The organism is Salinicoccus sp. CNSTN-B1, from assembly GCF_054792835.1.
The window spans coordinates 1423642-1440723 of sequence record NZ_JBTWMN010000004.1; the positions used below are offsets into that span (position 1 = coordinate 1423642).

Consider the following 17082-nt stretch of genomic DNA (forward strand, 5'->3'; position numbering starts at 1 on the left):
AAGTTAGATTTACAACTCTAACTTTTTTGGGGGTTTATGGCTAAATATGGTCACCCATTCAAATTAAAGCTGGTCAGGGAATATTCGAATGACAGAACAGGAATGTTCGGATTCAAAGCGTAAACAAGCCCAGGGCATCCAATTAGCTAAAGGTCCTCAAGAAAGGCTTGTATACCATCATGTGATTTCTCGGCTAAAGAAAGGGATTACCATATCCCAAATTGCCAAAGCGGTCAGGATTACATGACAGACAATCTACAGAATTAAGAACAATTTATATCAGTCTTCACTATATAAAAGCTATGTATTCAAAAACATTTTATATGATAAAATTGATGCGGTCATCTAGTTCACTTCTGTGCGGATAGCATGGGAGGAGGTGACACCATGTTTGCAACAATGTTTGAGTTCCTTATTGCACCAATTTTAGTCGGTGCAGTAATCACATTATTCTCGTATTGGTTGGATAATCGTGAAGACTAACTAGATGACTAGACCGATAACACCAAATAACCCCCAATCTACTGCCATAGATTGGGGGTTCGGTGTGCCATGTTAAGCAACAATGTTTGATTACTTATATTATAGCATTTTCATGTTGCCTCGTAAATAAACCAATATCTACAGAGTCATTTAAAGGCAAGTTATGCCTCCCTGTCCATATCAATACACCTAACTTGCCTTAAAATCGCTCTATCTATCATCCTTTTTCCCAAATGTAGTTTTTCTTTTCGAAAAACCCTGCTTCGTCGTTTGCTTCATCTCCATGAAAGATCAGCTTATGATTTCTAATGCTCACGGACATTCTTATTCTAAAGGCGTTGTACAGAACTGTTGAATGTTATTAGCAGCTGTTTGAATATCGATCAACGTATCATACAGTAATGCTTTTTCTTCCACGGTTAAATTTTCGTTATCGAGTATTTGTGTAATCGAAGCACTCAATCCCCGACATCGACACCAGCAGTCAAAAATTTCTGTATTCATATGCCCCCTCCTCTCTGTTAGTTCCATCGAATAAAGTGGTCGATTTCCGGACTGTCTTTCCACTGATAATTCCGAGTAATTTCCATTAGTTTTATACGAATTTCTTGTTCCAGATCCTCTCGTCTATCTGGAGATGTTTGAAATAAAGCCTGCTGAATTTTTGGCTGTAATCGCTCAAATAACATATCCAATGGTTCTTCTTGTGCTTTATACTCCAGGTTTTGAATCTCCTGAACTAGCGTAGCGAACGCTGGGTGTTCCTCCATGAAAGCTCCTCCTTCTTATCCATTCTGTTTCTGTGCATACCATTGACGCATATGCTGAAGTGCCCGTTGTTTCAAACGAGAAATCGATTGCTGGCTTCTGGTTAAACATTTCTCCGATTTCGGTATCCGTATAGCCATACACAAAAGATAAATCCAATACGTGTTGCTGTTTCTTTGTTAACTTCTCCCATGCAGAAAAAAGAAAATCCGAAGACATATGATTTTCCAAGGTGTGAACACCATTATCATGTTCAGGCATTACGGATGGTACTTCTACAGCTAGATGACCTTCTTGTATTGGCGCATCGAGATAGCGTTGATTGCGGTACAGAAAACGGCGTTCCTTTTTATCAAATTGCACGGCTGTATAATGAATGGTTTTTGCAAAATAAGAAATAAATCGGCGTTCAAAAATAAATTGTTGAAAGGTTTGTTCGAGGATTTTCCTACGTTCTTCATTCGGTTTACGAGCATAACGATATAGTAATCCTTTGTTTTCTTTTTCGTGTAAAAATGACTGCCAAAGCTTGTGATACGGGGGTGGCGTTTGATACTCACAGATCGAATTCATTTAAACACCTCGCTTTTAATACGAACATATGTTCGTATTAAAAGTAGCATATTCTTCAAATATTTTCAAATACTTCTATATATTTATGTACTTATAAAAGGAAGATGGAAAACTAAAAACACAACCATTTTTGAACTAAGGTTGTGTTTTGGATAATTTATCTATCTTTTATATATGTAAGCCAAAACACGAAGAAAAGGAGAAGATAATCATGAGTCATTTGGAACCTACTGTATATATCCAGGACACTTGTCTGCACTGTCACCGTCAAATTGATTGGATGGAGCAAAAGGGATATGCCTTTGTCACGAAAGAAGTATCGAACCCGGAGCATCGTGAGGGATTTTTTCAACAAGGGGGCACTGGGACGCCATTGACTGTCGCTATAGCCCCTGACGGGGAAGTAACATTGGTGCAAGGTTTCCAACGCCAGGAACTAGAAAACCTGCTGGAAGAAAAAAATTAAATTTTTCTTCCAGCAGGTTGTGATTTACTAATTTGATCGCTCTTTTATCAGTAGAACATCTTTGAAAGAGATGGCGATGTGGCCAAGCGGTAAGGCAAAGGTCTGCAAAACCTTGAATCCTCGGTTCGAATCCGGGCATCGCCTCCAAAATTATAAGGAGGAATTATAATGATACAAAGAGGAAAATTTTTAAAATCCAGTGAGTATTCACAGTATAACGAAATGTTTAAAGACAGCAAGGTGTTATCAGATCAAGAATTAAAGGCAGGTATTGAAGGTTTTAATAATGAAACAAATAACATCCAACGAAGAATGGCAGTTATTTCAACATTTGAAGATTCAGGTGAATTGTTCGATGAACTTACCATTAGATATTTGTATTATGATGAAAACACGCAAGTTTTGTTGATGAATCTCAAAAATAGAAATGAAAGCAGAGAACTAATTGAAAAAGTATGGGAGTATAAAGAAGAACATGATCTTTACCACCACCAAAAGTTTATAAATCATGAAATTGTATTTGATGAGATGGTAGAAGAAGGATATAAACAACCAGAGTATATCCCTGAGTTTGAAAGCATTGATTCTGAGAACGAAGAAAGCATTATAGAACCTTTGGCTATCGGAGATGCCCACACTTGTACTGCCAGTGGTAGTTGTTGTCAATTTGAAGGAGTAACATACAATCATTGCGGTGCTTATTGTGATGATCATGAATCATCAGGAGGAGGGGACCCAATCGGTGATGTCGGGAGCCCAATTCATACTGTCGATAGATGCTGTCAGCAACATGATGACTGTCTATTCGCAGGAACAACTTCTTCCTGCACATGTCATGAGCTGCTATTAAACTGTTTGGGCAGTTATTCCGCTCCAGGTGATACCATCATGGGATTGGGGATTCGATATAAAGCACACGTCATTGATGGATGTCCTTGGTAAAATTTGAAAACTAGAATCCAGAGTTAGAAATTTTCTATTGTAGCACCTTTAAAACTTAAGTTTTAAAGGTGCTTTCTTTTATGATGAATTTGTTTATGTTAAGGTAAAAAAAGTTGGAATATTACTATTGAGAGAAGGTAAAAAATCTATATGAAAAAGTTGTCTTGGATAGGTTGGACTTCTCTAATTAGCATCCTTTTTTCTATTGCTTTTTTTATACTCATCATGACAAGAGGGCCAATTATTAGAGGAGGGCCACCGATAGAAATTTATATTAGTCTTATTTTATTAGTTGTATCTTTACTCTTTTCAATAACTGGGATTATAAAAAAATCCGAAAACACTCTTCTTCCTGGGATATCTTTTGCGTTAGCAATAGCATTCGGTATATTCCATTTATTTATTTATATTGTATCTGGTATGAGTGCTAATTAAATTAAGTAGTCTCATTATAGAAATATCAATCAAGATAAGAAGAAATCATAGTGTCTAAAAGTGACATCAATACCTTTTAAATTTATAGTTTTTATAACGACCGTTTAAGATTTAGTCTTAGTTCATTTAACGATGGCTTAGATTAAAAATCAAACAACGATCGATAGTGTTCAACCTATAGAAGTTTCCAGTGTTTATAATGCTCCGCAAATAGAGGATTCAGTATCTATTAGTCAAAATTCTGGATCTGATCCTGTTCCTTGTTTTGATGCTTCAGCTGGATTTAGTGGTCAGTGTTGCGTATTTTGTGATACTGCAGGTAATTGCACAGAATATAATTATTGTGGCGCTGATGTGGCGCTGATTGTGGTAATGGATTGTCTAATGGGAGCGGGATTAGTGTGAATGCATTAGATTCATGCTGTGTAGGCCATGACTCTTGTTACAATTATGATTATACTTCCTACCCAGGACGTTGTAATTGTGATCAAGATCTAATAGATTGTGCTCGAAGGGTTCGAGATGTATATGGAATTGTGGAATCAGGAGATATTATTCTTGCTTTTCAAGCAAAGATGACTGTTAATTTTTGTTCTTTTCGCTAATAGCAACAAATTTGCTAATACAAAACTGATAAAAAATAAACTCTAGATAGTATGACTATAGAATAAAGAACTTATAAAAGGAGAAACCTGCATTGAGATTTTTGCATCTCAATGCAGGTTTCTCTTTAAATAAAGTCATTTTTTCTAATATCTTTTTATAATAGAGGATATTATGCGCCCCATTGTAATAGACCAAAAAACAAGAAGTAATGGAAAGCAAGAAAGCCAACATTAACCACCAGCGATAAGATAAGCATTCCTCTTCCTTCCTTTAAGATAAATAAACCAACAATCCCAAGCATCAGAAATATGGAAGAAACTATTGATAAGAGAATAAAAGGTAAGGTTGGAGATAGATTATTGCTGTAATAAATATCTGCCGGAATTAAATGTAAAACTCTATTAGTCACGATTAAAAAGAATACAGTCAGCATAATAAAAGTTCCTATGATTGTAATCAATCGCAATTTATTTTTCATCGTTATTCTCCCTTAATAAATTTGAAAGATTTGATCCTGTAAAAAGCCCAAATTTCATTTAAATGCAACCACCATAAAACAATTAGAGAAACTAAAAACCAAGTAACTCTCCAAATATGCTTTTCTTAAAAACTGAATGCCATAAAAAATTCCCCACAGTAAAAAAGAAGTGTAGACTGCAAAATTGATGCTAGGAGATGAGCCAGCACTCATTGCATTCCCAAACAGAGCAAATAGACCAAATACTGACATAGCAACTAGAACAATTATATTTAAACCATGAATATACCAATTTTTCATCCTACATCTCCAATCTTAATCAAACTAGAAACAGGCTTGTTTTTATAGTAATACGAGTCGGTCCTTCTCTTACTCTTATAAAACAGCTAAGAAACGCAATTAAATGTTCAGCCAATCATCATCAGTATCTTTATTCTTTTGAAATTCTCTTCTAGAGTCTGTGGATGTTCTGTCATCGTTCTTTGCTTGTGTCATCCGATTTTCCTGATCTTTTATACGAATCATTTTTTGAATTTCTTTTTAGCTTCAGAAAAATAGTATCCGTCCAAGGTGTCTCTATTAATAATTGCTCTCGGATGCCGTTCGATTTCAAATTCAGAAGCGAGAAATAAGTTGTTGATACTGACTCCGAGGTCCACATGATTCATTTTGCTGTTCAACTTTTTGAGTTGTGCGGCTATCTCATTCATCTTCTGCAATTTTTTAAACTCAACGGATTCATGCTCAATCATTTCTGAAAGCAGGTAATGATCCAGTGCCCGGATTAACACCTCTTTTTCTGTCTTGATCGCTTTGGCTGTCTTTATTGTTTTAATCTTCGAAACGGTCTCATTATCAAAGTCATATCGTTTTGAAATCATAAAGCCCCTCCTTAATTGGACACATCATAGTTCTCTTCATCAAGATGTAGTTCTTCTTTTGTCAGTAAATCAATGAAGAAGCCTCTGAATCGTTTATTTTCTTCAATGAATTGGTTATACGCTTCAGTATTGGCATCTAAACTAATCTGCGTATTCCTTAATGCGACTTCAAACTTCGTTATAGAAGAAGATAATATGCGGTCTTCTACATATTTTTCTAATACTCCTCTGACTAATTCACTGAAAGTAATGCCTCTTTCTTTCGCAATTGCTTTCAGCTGAATCATGACCTGTTCATCCAAATCTTTAATACTAAATTGAGCCATTTATATCATTCTCCCTAAAAAATATAAATATATATATCTATATATATTTGTAAAATCACTCTAAAAAATCGCTGTTTTTATATATATTTCATTATATATTCTATTGATTTCAGTATTCGTAAATATATTGTCGGCACTGCCGACATATCAAGGCTTTTGAGGATTTATATATTGGAAATATATAAAATCCTCCTTATGCTCTTACTATATTTATCGATTTTCATCTTTTGTATTTTATTTTAAATCGAATACACTATAGAAATAATTGAAATCGTTTTTTAAATTCAAACGATTTGACTTAGGTTTCTTCTAAAAATAAGTGCCTGAGATAGAAAAATTAAAGTCAATCTCTAAAATATTCAAATCATTTTCTGATAGAATGTATTCGAATCAGAAATCTGATATATAGTATCAAGACAAGAAGAAACTCGTTTCACTCGTTTTAAAAAACAAAAAAACGGAGTTGATTTTATGATTTTACAAATTTTTTATAGAGCTATAATTCCCTTTGCTGTAATGAGTTCTATTTCCTTAATTCTATTGCTACAAGAAGAAAATTACCAAGCAAAAGGTACATTTATTACAAGTCTTATAATATTAATTTTAGGATTAAGCTCTTTTATATACGAAATTAATACGCTAAATTTGAAACAAAAAACCATTGTTCATTTCGTTCTAATGCTTGTTACAATCTATCCAATTTTACTTCTCAGTGGATGGTTTAAATTAAATGTTTTTTTAGACTACTTAAAAGTTTTTGGTATATTTATAAGCTTCGGAGTAGCATTTTGGATAATATTTTTACTAATTTCAAAATTAACAACTAAATAAATATTGCTTTATTCCAATTGCTTTATTGACGTTGAGCCTCGGAACCCTTAACAATCCCAAAACTTGTCGAATAGTCGGCTTTATAGCTCACGCTATGCCGACATTCGTCTGCAAGTTTAGTTAAGGGTTCTTCTCAACGCACAATAAATTTTCTCGGCATAAATGGATCTCCGATGATTATATGGCTCAAAACGTCAGAAAGAGCCCTCAGAGCGTTTCTAAGGAATTAAGTCAGAGAAAAGTACCCTAAAAATAATTTGGACGCTCATATGCGCTTATTTGAACTCTGAAATGGTGTCTAACTCTCAGTTCGGTTTAAATTCAAATCTCAGTACTGCCCAGTTACGCACACGACACTTTTTATCAAAGTGTCGTATTCTGTACTGGGATAGTTCGCTTCAAGAGTGAGACCAAAAAAATACTTAATAAAATTCTAATATCATTCTAAATAACATGCTAAATACACGTTCCACGAAGATTCCATGACTATTCCAAATGGTAGGGTAAATGGGGGGTAAATGGTGGTTGTGACCCATTTTTTTATTTGGAATGGTCGTATACACCCGCACCCATTGATATCCCTGGCATCTTCCCCATTCGATAAGCAACAAGTTGCTAGTCTCAAACCTTGACCCCTGCATCACTGCGTGTCGTGATACAGGGGTCAAGGTTAAAGGGGGAATGGAAAGTGTAACAATGGGTGCAGGTGTAACGGTTATTCCTCGATGTCTGTTTCGTCTAATAGGGTCTGATTGATTTCTTTTTGCATGTCTTGATTCATGAGTTTGCGTTCAGTTTCGATGTAGTCTGTTTTACCCCAGTGATAGAAAATTTGGTAGATGTAGTAGGTTGGATCTATGTCTTTATAGTGGTCGAGTGCTTTGGTTTCATAGAGTGTGCTGGCGTCTTTAAAGAGGCCGGAATATACAATAAGGCGTTTGCCGGAAAGTGTGTTATAGAATGTGTCAAATACGGTTTCGTCTTGGAGATAGTCGCTGTCTTTGGCGCTGTATTTGGCAATTTCGGAGATTTCTTTTTGTTGTCCGTATGTTTTACGCGTCGGATATCTACTTGTGTGATGAGTGGATTTTTCGTTGATTGTTGCCAAAGTTCAAGCCATCTATCGCGTTTAATATATTGTCGTTTTTTAGAATGATTGAAATGTGTGTTCGTAAAGCAAAGCGCGCTCGCGCATATTAAACTTTTACCTTTTACAAGTACTTTAAAAAATGTATGGTAGAAAGAACTCAAAGCTTATACATTAATATACCTACACGATAGTCGATATCACTGAATGGTTTACTAAGTTTGGCTAAGTTCATCAAAGATTTCATTTATCAAATACTAGCCGAGATTGCAGAAAATAAATGTTCTGAGTCTAACCGTCGACAAGCCTAAGTCATTATATCAGCAAAAGGCAGAGGAATCGATCTGAATTTCTAGCTAGGCTATTTTAGATAAATCATGTAATTGCATATATTTTTAACATATGCAAAATTGTGACAATTTAAAAATAGCCGTTGACTAATTACTAAATTTTCTATAATTTTGAAGTTGCAATAATAATTATTGCAAAAATTAGAAAGGGTGTTCACTATGAAAAGTATAATTACTTCAATGCTTGGTGTTTCGTTCATGTTTCTGTTATGGGGAATACTGTAGATGCTTCAGAAAAATCTGATTGGGAACAAGCTGCAGAATTAGATTCAACTGTTACTGTAGAGGGCGAGATGGAAGTGGATGACGATCAAGTTACTACTTCTGCTTCTAATTACTATCATGAAATACTTACAGGCAGTATTAGAATAAACTCTGGTAGTACTAGAGCATCAAGTATAAAAGACTCACAATCTATAGTGGAACCGTTAGCTGTTCCAGTGAGCTCTATTCATGCTAATGGAGAAACAACTAGAAATGGAAGACTAGGCTCTTCATATGTTCAAGTAACTCTAATGCAAAGTGGAAGAACTATTTCTACTCAATCAAGTAGTGCTGTAATATCTAAAACAGCAAATGCTACGGCTTCAACTTACCCTGGCTCAGTACCTAATGGCACAGAATTCAGAGCATTAGGAGTTCACCGAGCGAGTGTCAATAATAGTGGCTCTGTTCAAGGAAGAACAGGAACTATACTTCAGTTTTAATCCGATATGATGAAAAATTTAACAGTAATACTACTCTTCTTTATTATTTTAGCCGGATGTAGTAAAGAAGAGTCTTTTATGGAAGTGCAGGATTTAACAGAGTCGAAAGGCAATCAGGTTTTAAGCGAAGAAGAAAAAGAATCTTTGGACTTCATTCCATATTTTGCATCAAGACCATTATTCGATCATAAATCTGTAGATTACATCAGTGTTGACAATCAAGAATTCCCTATAGTTGAGATGGATGGTAAAAGCGCAGAAATAAGTTTTTCCTTTGATACACACTATAGTCAACCAGATAGCTTAAAAGTATTATTTATGTATGATGAGGAATTTATGACAATTTCAGAAAATCAAAATTCTAACAATTTTATACGTTTAGAGAATAATGGGGATCCAATAAATTACCGTTATGATCTGAAAGCAACTGATTTAGAAACGCAGTATAGCTACTCTGATATAACAGTTCTAAGTCATTTAAAAGACGATGACGTAGCAACATTCCCAACCCACATTTATCTCAGTAATGGTAATGAATATATTAGTAATACTAGCTACGATAAAAGTGAGTATTCCTCGGATGAATTGATAGTAGATGAGTCTATAAATGATGAGGTAAAACCTAATAATAAAGACTCTCTCCCCATTAACGAAGAGACTTCTGAAATTCTAATTGCTCAAAACTATGAACAGAAAATCAATCAAGATATCTTAGTTTATGACGATGAAGGTAGTGTGTTACAAAAAGAAAAAGTTCAATTTCAACCAGATAAAAGTATAAAAGTTACGTTGAATAATGATGTTAAGAATGCCATTAAGGACAAGGAGCTCTACCTATTGATTGAATCTTACATGGATTCCAACTTTTTAAGTTACATTCCAGAAGATATTCCATATTTAAAACAATCGCAATCTTATAAGATGAATTAACTTCTCTTAACAAATTCGAGGTAGTATAATGGCATCTCAAAAGTTGATCGCCCAACTAAATAATATTTTTTTAAGGTATATTTCCTATGCTCTATAGGAGATATACCTTTTATTTTTGCTCTGTTCCCTTATGACTACAGTAACCAATATGGCCAATACAAGTAGGATGAAAATGGTTGTTCTTGCTATGAATCACACATATCCCAATGACAATATTTGCTAATTGCATACTTATTATCGTCAATTGGCTCTACCGTAAACCATAACTCCTCGATTATAAAACTCACTTTAAGGTAAAGTTTCTTCTACTATCTATATCTTATTTAAAGTCAAAGTGTAACTCAAATATTTATGAATTACATTAATTAAAAACTGGTTGCATTCGATATATTCTGAGTAAAGACATTTAGAAATGCAATTTTAAAGATGAAGAGTTCGTAAAAGTACACTTTTGCGAACGCTCTTGGAAGCATTTAAAATAGATTAAAACAAACGTTCACAAAGATATAAAATCCTTTACGAACGTTCAATATGCGAGCAATACATACAAAAATAGCCCCATCGTAAAATATACAACAATGCTTCATTCTATTCATCTTCTTTTAATCGCTCAATAGCGTTCTTGTATACTTCAGCATCTGAACGTTTCCCAATCGCAACTATTTGAATTACCTCTATCTTGTCATCTAACTGACGAAATATAACGCGTAATCCCATCTTCTGATTCTTTAGTTTACGACAGTGTTTCAATTCTCCTTGCAGCGGTTGTCCGGCTTGCATACCGCGCTCTTTAATCCGTTTGAGTGCTTTGTCGACGAATACGCGTTCGTTGCCGTCCAATTCCTTTTCTTCTCTAGCTGTATGCGCTGTGAATTCTAGTTCGTACATTACTTACTCCCAACCATCATTTTCATCGTAAGTGACATCATCTAGTCTGTTCCCTAGAACCTCTTCTTCTGTATAGGTTTTGATGTTTGGCTCAGCTAGACGTGCTTTAACCGTCAATTCGTCAATACGATCATAGAGTGACTCTATTTCTTTACTCATAGACTCGTACTGCTCCGGCGTCAATGCGACACCGACCGCTTTATTGTTGTTTAGGATATAGACACCGTTCCTGCTTTCTCTCGCTTCATTGAATACACCCATTGGCGCTCGCTTAACATCAGAGATGCTTTTAAATGGCACATCCATGATCTTCATATTCATACATCACCTTTCTTACACTAATATATTACGTTAATTATACCATATATTTAGCACTAAATATAGTACTTTAAATAGTGCTATATTTAGACATAGTCATTAGTCATTAAGAATTACTCAATAAAATAGAAGATAAATTAGATTATCCTATATCAAAAAATTAAACTTAAATAGTTATTAAGGTTAATTGGTAAGTATATATCGTTAATTTTGGGTAGACCCTAATTAGACAGTGTGGCGTTGTCTCCACTGCTAGGTTCTAAATGTATGACTAGGGTGTATTTTAATTACACCTTCGATTGAAAATTAAACTGGAAACCTAAAATGTCACATAAAACACCCCCAAAGTGAGTTCTCCAACAAAGAGACTCATTTGGGGGTATTATGAATAATATACGTTTATATTCCAGCAAAAGAAATACAAATTATAGGCCAAGTTCGGTAAATCCAGGATGGTCATCGGGTCGTCTACCAAGCGGCCAATAAAATTTTCGTTCTGATTCGCTGATCGGCAGATCGTTGATGGATGCAAAGCGTTGCTTCATCAAGCCATCTGAAGAAAACTCCCAATTCTCATTTCCGTATGATCGGAACCAATTCCCGTTATCGTCATGCCACTCATATGCAAACCGTACTGCAAGGCGGTCTTCGGTAAATGACCAAAGTTCCTTAATCAATCGATAGTCGAGCTCCTTAGCCCATTTTCTTTCGAGAAACTCTACGATTTCTGAACGGCCAGTTGGGAATTCGGCGCGGTTCCGCCAGCGGCTATCCTCTGTGTAAGACAAGGATACTTTATGCGGGTCACGACTGTTCCAACTATCTTCGGCCATACGGACTTTCTGCACGGCAGTTTCTTGCGTGAATGGAGGGACAAGTTTACTCATTATATCTCCTCATTTCTGAACTGTTTACTTCAGCATATACAGATTTTTCTATATATTCAAGTAATATAAAGTTAGTAATAACTTTAAGTTAGCCATTAAGTTTACACATATTCTAAAGAAGCAGCTTGCTTCGTTTACTGTTGCCTGTAGATCTCCTCAATTTCTTCAAATTTCTTCATCATGCTATAGCTGTCCACTTGATGGTTTTTGATATCCTCATACATCAATATCTTCCCCGCCAAGAAAATGGCATCGATGTCGAGGATATGTTCAAAATTTTCCAATGGATTCTGGTTGAGTAATATGTAGCCATCGTCTTCCCCTACAATCTTTTTGGCTTCAATTGTCGCCTTCCTCAATATTTCAAAATCAGCCAAGCTAAAGTCCTTAAATTCATTCAGCTCTTCAATCATACTAAGCCCGGGATACACCCACGTACCTGCAGGTGCATCGGTGCCGATATATACTTCCCCGCCCCTTTCAAGATACTTACCTGTAACCCGCTTCACTTGTTCATACTCCCATTTTTGGCGTTTCTTGAACGCTTCACTAAGCTGCGCATCAATGGTTTCGAACTGAGTATTTATAGATAATTGCTCATCCGCTTCAACCAGCTTCATCTGCTTGGATGACACCAATTCAGGCGGGTTGAATGTACACCCTTCTGCCAAGTGCCGGTACAGTGTCAATGTGGGCACCAACTTCACTTCATGTTCAAGAAGGTACGACAATAAATTATTCAGCCTATCAGTATCTATTGGCTTGCTCGTAATCGTATCAAACGCTTCGTCTGAAAGTTGGCTGTGATAGCCGGGAAAAAGGTGTTGGACGATGCTCGATGCATGTTCGAGCCACTTTACCCCATACTCTGTTGCCTTCATTGCATCGATGACCTTGGAATGCAGCAGATCAGCCGCAACCTCGAGTCCAAGTGTGCCTCCCCTTTTCACTACAGCACCCAAGACATCTTCCTGGATATGGCCATACACTTTGATGAACTTCGCATCTTGGTTATACAGCTCCTCGACAGCCTCCATTGCTGTATCGATGTCATTGGTGGAGACATTGCCAAAGGAAGTCGGCCCCCACAGCCCAGGTTCACCATCGATGAAGCGATAAGTCGCGTATACATGCGGTGCGATATCATCCATCATCTGGATAAGTTCATAGTTGCCACCGGTATTTCTTACTGAGGTCACACCACTTGCCAAATAATGCTTCGCACTGACTGGTGTAATGTGAGTATGCATATCCACCAGACCAGGCATCAGATATTTTCCTGTACCATCTACTTCCCTCTCCTCATCTGATTGGAATGTCACATCCTTGACTTCAATGCTTCCCTTATCCAGATCGATCCAGTTGACGTGCTTTACTTTAATCATAGACACTGCTCCCCTTTGTTTATGTGGACGCCCTAGTTTTGTGTATTATTTACATGGTTACAGGCGTGATGCATTTGGACTATACCACTGTGAGTCTCTGGCTGATTTATATACTATTTTATCTTGCAAGACGGCTTACAGTTTCAATTTACTCCCATCAATAGTACCGCAAGGCAAAAAGAAGAAAGCGCGATAATAAATATAGCTTGCTCCAAAATTTACCTCCCCCTTTCTAAATATCTGGTACACTATCAGTATAACAATATATCTAAACATTTAGATATCTAGCAAAGTAGGCCTATTGCCTCACACTATACTTTTCAAAAGAAGAACAAGAGACTTGTCCAAAATGTAAGTGGGAATTATGAAATTGAAAGTACGGTTATATCATATTCATTTTGTTATATTTTCAATTTAAGTGATGACATCTGAGAAAAACTTTAGTAGAAGGGGGTAAGTCATGAAAAAGGTTTTATCCATTTCATTAGGAATCATTAACACAATAACCTTTGCGATTGGATTAGGCTTCTTATTTGGTGATGATCAAAATTCCAAAATAAAATAATTAAAATAGAATGAGAGGGAGTAAGCGAAATGCAAATAGAATTATCTGGATTAGTGGTAAGTATGCTTATTTTGGCAGTCGGATTGGGTTTTATGGGATATTTTATTGGGGATGGCCTCAAAAATATGGGTAAGCCTGATAGCGAACATCCCGCCACCAATTTTATAAAGAAAGAAGATTTGCCAATATACTTCAGTTTAGATAAAGAAGAAATTGATGACTTATTAGATAAGCATCCAAATGCTCCTAAAATAATATTAAACGGCACAACGTATTATCCATATAAACAATTTTTATATTGGCTCTCTTCAGCCGAAATATATAAATCGTCAAACGGGCATCAAATGGATAACGAATGACTCTAGGCTACTATATTAAATCTGCTGAAAGGTAATTAACATGAAAGAAAGACCAAAAATCGACATACCTAAGACTTTGACTGAAAAGACCGCAAATGTCATAGGCTACACTATTTTCATCGGAGCCCTAATCTATGTAATCATCACCTTCCCATCCCTACCTGCAGAAGTACCCGCTCACTTTGGAGCAGATGGTGAGGTGGATAGATATGGATCGAAGTATGAAATAATTGTCCTCATCGTCATACCACTGCTCTTGATACCGGGACTCAAGGCGTTGGAGCGGTTTCCGGAAATGCATAATTATCCAAAACGTATGGACGCCTCTAATGTCAGGGAGTTCTATTTGAACAGCAGAATATTACTCAATTTAACATCAAATGGGACGTTGATTGTATTTGCAGTTCTATATGTCGAAATTACCAACCACGGGCTTACTGGCTCATCTACATTCGGCGTACTTCTGATGCCGTTGATTCTTTTGCTTATACTGGGACCGATAGCTTGGAAATTGGTTGAACGTAGCAGAATAAAATAGTTGATGGTTAAAAGACATCATAATGGTAAAGGAGTCGAGAACTTTTCCCGACTCCTCTATACGTCTGGTAGCCTATTATCCTATATATCAGTCTCCCAGTCCTTCTGCTCTTCTCTACGCATATCTTCTGCCGTGTCTTCCGGGTAGACGACCCTGAATTTATGATGGTCTTTAGGAATGACTTCCACCATCTTATCGATCATCAGCTGTGGATCCATCTGGTGATTCAGACTATCTCCGCTTGCTTCCAGCTTATCTTTTGAAGTGTGATGCTTCTCTTCATCATACCATTTCCAGTTTGCTGCGACTGCACGGTCGTTGAAGCCGGTGCCGAATCTGCCGGGATTGATGGTGGCGACCTGGACATTGAACGCTTCCATCTCCTGCTTCAGCGCTTTCGCTATGGCACCGATGGCATGCTTGGAGGATGAATAGAGTCCTTTATAGGCAGAGCTCATCTTTTCCGCTTTGGACGATACGAAAATGATTTTACCCTGCCGCTTCTCTACAAAATGTTCGGCTGCGATACGAGCGGTTTCAAGGGTACCAAATACATTGATTTCGTATAATCGTCTGATGTTCTCCATCGGCATCTCCCATATCGGTCCCCCTTCATTGATTGCCGCATTGGCTACGAAGATATCATAATCATATTTTTTCATGGCTTCGCGATCATATGCGTCTGTGATATCCATTTTGAAGACTTCAAGATCTACACCCGCTTCTTTTCCTACTTCACGCAACCCTTCAACCTGTTCCTCTTTTTCAACAGCGGCAATGACCGTGTGCCCTTCGCGCGCAAGGCCTATAATGGACCCAGGATTTTAGACGCGAAAGAAGGAGATGTTAAGGTAGGTATATGAAACGTAAAAGATATACACCCGAATTCAAATCCCAAGTTGTGTTGGAAGTCTTGAAGGAAGAAAAAACAATGAACCAGATCGCTTCGGAACGTGGCGTCCATGTGAACCAGCTGCATAATTGGAAAAAGCAGTTCCTACAGGAGATGCCACAGATTTTTGACAGCCAATCCAAAGATCTGGACAGAATGAAAGCCGACTATGAAGAGAAGCTAGAAAGCCTCTATGCGGAAGTCGGAAAACTCACCACGCAATTGTCGTGGGTCAAAAAAAAATCTGGCATCTACCACGACTAGACAGGAACGCATGGAAATGGTGGACTGGGCAGCCACTGATTTTCCCATTTCGGAACAAGCCAGACTACTGAGTCTCAATCGATCCAGTCTCTACTACAAACCGGTGACGCCCTCACCGGAAGAGGTAGCCATCAAACACCGGATTGATGAGCTCTATACCCGATTTCCATTCTATGGATCACGCCGGATTACCGAAAAACTGAAACATGAAGGCATCGCCATCAACCGTAAGCGGGTCCAGCGGCATATGCGGGAAATGGGCATACAGGCCATCTATCCAGGGCCCAACCTGAGCAAGCGCAATCTGCAGCACCGTATCTATCCCTATCTGTTGAAAGGTCTGCCCATCACCCGTCCCAATCAGGTGTGGAGTATTGATATTACATATATCCGACTTCAGAATCACTGGGTGTATCTCACCGCCGTCATCGACTGGTATTCCCGCTATATCATCAGCTGGGAACTGGACCAAACACTGGAAATGGACTTTGTTCTGATACTGTGCAACGGGCACTGGCAAGTGGGACGCCCGAAATATTCAACAGCGACCAGGGCAGTCATTTCACCAGTCCTAGATACATCGAGCTCTTGAAATCACAGCCGGGCATCCAGAATCAGTATGGACAGCAGAGGGCGTGCATTGGATAACATCATGATTGAGCGTTTCTGGCGGAGTCTCAAGTATGAAGAGGTATATTTGAAGGACTATGGGACGCCAAGGGAGGCACGGCAGCATATCCGTGACTATATGGCATTCTACAACCACGAGCGCCTGCATCAGTCATTGGACTATCAGACACCAGGCACCATTCATATTCATTAGATGCGCCCCCGCTCCTCCTTGAACAATTATCTTTCCGATGTCAGAACCTATCAAGGGCAGTACGCCTTGACAGAACCTGATCTCGGAAAAGCGGGGAAGGAACAGAACTGAGGCCCCACCTTATTTTCATAAAATCCGTGTCTTGACAATGGGGTCCACTTTAGCCAAGCGCTGTACCCTTTCCTAAACCTGATCCTGCACCTGTAATCAAGATTGTCTTAGCCATCCTAATTGCCTCCTAGTTTCCTATTAATAGTTTTAATTTTCCCTGTCGGCGCCTTCATAAACGCTTGCACCACT

Annotated in this window: 21 protein-coding genes, 1 tRNA gene and 2 pseudogenes; 11 read left to right on the forward strand and 13 right to left on the reverse strand. The window is 37.6% G+C overall.

Annotated elements, in window-relative coordinates; translation table 11 throughout:
* Positions 1 to 88: 88 nt before the first annotated feature.
* Both ACYF68_RS08475 and ACYF68_RS08480 read left to right on the forward strand, forming a co-directional pair.
* Positions 89 to 247, forward strand: a pseudogene (locus ACYF68_RS08475) (recombinase family protein); the annotation flags it as partial.
* A gap of 152 nt (positions 248 to 399) precedes the next feature.
* A complete protein-coding gene (locus ACYF68_RS08480) occupies positions 400 to 483 on the forward strand; it encodes a type I toxin-antitoxin system Fst family toxin (protein ID WP_434122287.1) in 84 nt (27 codons plus the stop codon).
* A gap of 324 nt (positions 484 to 807) precedes the next feature.
* On the opposite strand, the gene ACYF68_RS08485 is transcribed toward ACYF68_RS08480, so the two are convergent.
* Positions 808 to 987 carry a hypothetical protein gene (locus ACYF68_RS08485; protein WP_434122284.1) on the reverse strand — a complete coding sequence of 60 codons (180 nt, stop codon included), beginning with the start codon at positions 985 to 987 and terminating at the stop codon, positions 808 to 810.
* 207 nt (positions 988 to 1194) lie between these two features.
* A complete protein-coding gene (locus ACYF68_RS08490) occupies positions 1195 to 1824 on the reverse strand; it encodes a sigma-70 family RNA polymerase sigma factor (RefSeq protein ID WP_461046336.1) in 630 nt (209 codons plus the stop codon).
* A 211-nt stretch (positions 1825 to 2035) separates the two neighbouring features.
* Between ACYF68_RS08490 and ACYF68_RS08495 the strand changes: the two genes are divergently transcribed.
* The 3 genes from ACYF68_RS08495 to ACYF68_RS08505 all read left to right on the forward strand — a co-directional run bounded on the left by ACYF68_RS08495 (position 2036) and on the right by ACYF68_RS08505 (position 3232).
* Positions 2036 to 2290: a glutaredoxin family protein gene (locus tag ACYF68_RS08495; protein ID WP_461046338.1), complete on the forward strand. Its 255-nt coding sequence runs from the start codon at positions 2036 to 2038 to the stop codon at positions 2288 to 2290.
* 72 nt (positions 2291 to 2362) lie between these two features.
* A tRNA-Cys gene (locus ACYF68_RS08500) sits at positions 2363 to 2437 on the forward strand.
* Positions 2438 to 2458: 21 nt separating this feature from the next.
* Positions 2459 to 3232: a hypothetical protein gene (locus tag ACYF68_RS08505; protein ID WP_461046340.1), complete on the forward strand. Its 774-nt coding sequence runs from the start codon at positions 2459 to 2461 to the stop codon at positions 3230 to 3232.
* 1210 nt (positions 3233 to 4442) lie between these two features.
* Here the strand turns inward: ACYF68_RS08505 and ACYF68_RS08510 are convergent.
* The 4 genes from ACYF68_RS08510 to ACYF68_RS08525 form a co-directional block, all read right to left on the reverse strand.
* Positions 4443 to 4751 (reverse strand): hypothetical protein, encoded by a 309-nt coding sequence (locus ACYF68_RS08510; RefSeq protein WP_461046342.1) that lies wholly within the window; start codon positions 4749 to 4751, stop codon positions 4443 to 4445.
* A 54-nt stretch (positions 4752 to 4805) separates the two neighbouring features.
* On the reverse strand, positions 4806 to 5051 hold the full coding sequence (locus ACYF68_RS08515; RefSeq protein WP_461046344.1) for a hypothetical protein: 246 nt from the start codon (positions 5049 to 5051) through the stop codon (positions 4806 to 4808).
* Positions 5052 to 5272: 221 nt separating this feature from the next.
* Positions 5273 to 5632, reverse strand: coding sequence for a hypothetical protein (locus tag ACYF68_RS08520; protein WP_461046346.1), 360 nt, complete (start codon positions 5630 to 5632; stop codon positions 5273 to 5275).
* An 11-nt stretch (positions 5633 to 5643) separates the two neighbouring features.
* A complete protein-coding gene (locus ACYF68_RS08525) occupies positions 5644 to 5958 on the reverse strand; it encodes a hypothetical protein (RefSeq protein WP_461046348.1) in 315 nt (104 codons plus the stop codon).
* Between the two features lie 471 nt (positions 5959 to 6429).
* Here ACYF68_RS08525 and ACYF68_RS08530 point away from each other — a divergent pair, with 471 nt between their 5' ends.
* Positions 6430 to 6789: a DUF3021 family protein gene (locus tag ACYF68_RS08530; RefSeq protein ID WP_461046349.1), complete on the forward strand. Its 360-nt coding sequence runs from the start codon at positions 6430 to 6432 to the stop codon at positions 6787 to 6789.
* A 715-nt stretch (positions 6790 to 7504) separates the two neighbouring features.
* On the opposite strand, the gene ACYF68_RS08535 is transcribed toward ACYF68_RS08530, so the two are convergent.
* A complete protein-coding gene (locus ACYF68_RS08535) occupies positions 7505 to 7720 on the reverse strand; it encodes a replication initiation protein (protein WP_461047552.1) in 216 nt (71 codons plus the stop codon).
* Positions 7645 to 8040, reverse strand: coding sequence for a protein rep (locus ACYF68_RS08540; protein WP_461047553.1), 396 nt, complete (start codon positions 8038 to 8040; stop codon positions 7645 to 7647). The genes ACYF68_RS08535 and ACYF68_RS08540 overlap by 76 nt, the downstream gene beginning before the upstream one ends.
* Positions 8041 to 8435: 395 nt before the next feature.
* Here ACYF68_RS08540 and ACYF68_RS08545 point away from each other — a divergent pair, with 395 nt between their 5' ends.
* Entirely contained in the window at positions 8436 to 8933 is a 498-nt protein-coding gene (locus tag ACYF68_RS08545; protein ID WP_461046351.1) for a hypothetical protein, read from the forward strand.
* Positions 8934 to 9011: 78 nt separating this feature from the next.
* Positions 9012 to 9863, forward strand: coding sequence for a hypothetical protein (locus ACYF68_RS08550; protein WP_461046353.1), 852 nt, complete (start codon positions 9012 to 9014; stop codon positions 9861 to 9863).
* A gap of 588 nt (positions 9864 to 10451) precedes the next feature.
* Here ACYF68_RS08550 and ACYF68_RS08555 read toward each other — a convergent pair.
* The 4 genes from ACYF68_RS08555 to ACYF68_RS08570 form a co-directional block, all read right to left on the reverse strand.
* The gene (locus tag ACYF68_RS08555) at positions 10452 to 10751 is read right to left on the reverse strand and encodes a type II toxin-antitoxin system RelE family toxin (RefSeq protein ID WP_461046355.1); all 300 of its coding nucleotides are present in this window, start codon (positions 10749 to 10751) and stop codon (positions 10452 to 10454) included.
* A 3-nt stretch (positions 10752 to 10754) separates the two neighbouring features.
* Positions 10755 to 11066, reverse strand: coding sequence for a hypothetical protein (locus ACYF68_RS08560; protein WP_461046357.1), 312 nt, complete (start codon positions 11064 to 11066; stop codon positions 10755 to 10757).
* Between the two features lie 428 nt (positions 11067 to 11494).
* Positions 11495 to 11956 carry a nuclear transport factor 2 family protein gene (locus ACYF68_RS08565; RefSeq protein WP_344703312.1) on the reverse strand — a complete coding sequence of 154 codons (462 nt, stop codon included), beginning with the start codon at positions 11954 to 11956 and terminating at the stop codon, positions 11495 to 11497.
* Between the two features lie 134 nt (positions 11957 to 12090).
* Positions 12091 to 13341, reverse strand: a complete 1251-nt coding sequence (locus ACYF68_RS08570) for an amidohydrolase family protein (RefSeq protein WP_344703311.1) — start codon at positions 13339 to 13341, stop codon at positions 12091 to 12093.
* 594 nt (positions 13342 to 13935) lie between these two features.
* Between ACYF68_RS08570 and ACYF68_RS08575 the strand changes: the two genes are divergently transcribed.
* Both ACYF68_RS08575 and ACYF68_RS08580 read left to right on the forward strand, forming a co-directional pair.
* Complete coding sequence (locus ACYF68_RS08575) at positions 13936 to 14265, forward strand: DNA-binding protein (protein WP_344703310.1); 330 nt, start codon at positions 13936 to 13938, stop codon at positions 14263 to 14265.
* Between the two features lie 40 nt (positions 14266 to 14305).
* Positions 14306 to 14803 carry a DUF1648 domain-containing protein gene (locus ACYF68_RS08580; RefSeq protein WP_344703308.1) on the forward strand — a complete coding sequence of 166 codons (498 nt, stop codon included), beginning with the start codon at positions 14306 to 14308 and terminating at the stop codon, positions 14801 to 14803.
* A gap of 80 nt (positions 14804 to 14883) precedes the next feature.
* Here the strand turns inward: ACYF68_RS08580 and ACYF68_RS08585 are convergent, their stop codons facing one another.
* On the reverse strand, positions 14884 to 15615 hold the full coding sequence (locus ACYF68_RS08585) for an SDR family oxidoreductase (protein ID WP_461047555.1): 732 nt from the start codon (positions 15613 to 15615) through the stop codon (positions 14884 to 14886).
* Positions 15616 to 15662: 47 nt separating this feature from the next.
* Here ACYF68_RS08585 and ACYF68_RS08590 point away from each other — a divergent pair.
* Positions 15663 to 16782: pseudogene (locus ACYF68_RS08590) on the forward strand (IS3 family transposase).
* The last annotated feature ends 300 nt before the right edge of the window (positions 16783 to 17082 follow it).